This window comes from Streptomyces inhibens (assembly GCF_003389455.1).
Lineage (GTDB): Bacteria > Actinomycetota > Actinomycetes > Streptomycetales > Streptomycetaceae > Streptomyces > Streptomyces inhibens.
Window position 1 is genome coordinate 1 of the sequence record NZ_QUAC01000273.1, and the last position, 1,087, is coordinate 1,087.

Annotated in this window: 2 protein-coding genes; both read right to left on the minus strand. The window is 70.2% G+C overall.

Translation table 11 applies throughout. The features are described 5' to 3' along the window. Window positions 1-55: 55 nt before the first annotated feature. The gene (locus DY245_RS32820; RefSeq protein WP_128510818.1) at window positions 56-529 is read right to left on the minus strand and encodes an ATP-binding protein; all 474 of its coding nucleotides are present in this window, start codon (window positions 527-529) and stop codon (window positions 56-58) included. Between the two features lie 302 nt (window positions 530-831). After that, window positions 832-1,087 (minus strand): VldE C-terminal domain-containing protein (locus tag DY245_RS32825; RefSeq protein WP_483409831.1); only part of this gene is annotated, 256 nt, incomplete at its 5' end.

Genomic DNA, 1,087 nt, shown 5'->3' on the forward strand with positions numbered 1-1,087 from the left:
CCCGGGGAGAGCGAACTCCCCGGGCCCCTGCGCGCGGTACGGGTGGACCGGCCGGTCACCGGCCGCCGAGCGGCAGACCGCCGAGCAGGCCGCCCTTGGCCGGCGCGCCGGCGAGCTTCTGGACCGGCCCGCCGAGCAGCCCCTTGGCGACGTCGAGCGGCAGCGTGTTGGTCGAGAGGCCGTTCTTGAGGGTCGGACGGACCAGGGCCTCCGCCTTGTCGGTGGCCCCCTGGGTGAGCGGCATGGCCTTCTTGACGACGGGGCCGGCGGTCTCGACGAGCGCTGGGGCGAGCTTCGTCGCCGCCTTGCTGCCGGCCGCGTTGAGCAGGCCGACGCCGTCGTGCGCGGTGCGGTCGACGGTCTTGCTGGTGTTCTGGGAGTCCAGGGGGGCCGTCAGTCCGCCGAGGTCGGGTGTCTTGGCGGGCAGTTCCACGGCGCTCGCGGAACCGGCCGCAGCGACCACGGGAGCGGCACCTGCTGCGACGAGCAGGGCGGCTCGGGCGATCCGACGCGTAACGGGGAGGGACATGGTGCTCCTTTTACGGAGAAGGACTCGTACTTCTGACAGATGTGCCATGTCCGCCGGGCGGACGCACTGACTACCGCGTCAGACCCCCGAAGGTTGCGGTGAACTCCGGTAAAGACTTGGTAACGCATCACATAATCGGCCCTGGCTAATGACGGCCAATATGTGCACACCCCGGCGGAGTGCGGAAACGTCACAGCCCTTTGCGTACAAGGGAATTGACCGGGTGTGCCGACTTCACCGAAACAACTCCCTTATGGATAAGGGGAATTGATGCCGATAACCCTTTGGGGGGACTCGGCAAACTATTGCGCGGTGATGATACGAACGTCGCGCGCGGCCGCCGCCGAACCGGCCGCCTTCCGCTGCCAGCCCTTCCCCGAATCGGCCGCCGTCCACATCCGGCCGGCGTAAGAGATCTGTTCGATGCGCAGCTCGGCGGAGTGCGCGATCGCCCACGTCGCCAGCTCCCAGCCGCGCCGCGGGTCGGCGCCCTCGGCCTCGGCCTGCCGCACCGGCACCGTCAGCCCGCGCCCGCCGCCCGCGCTCCGCCCCCCGGCG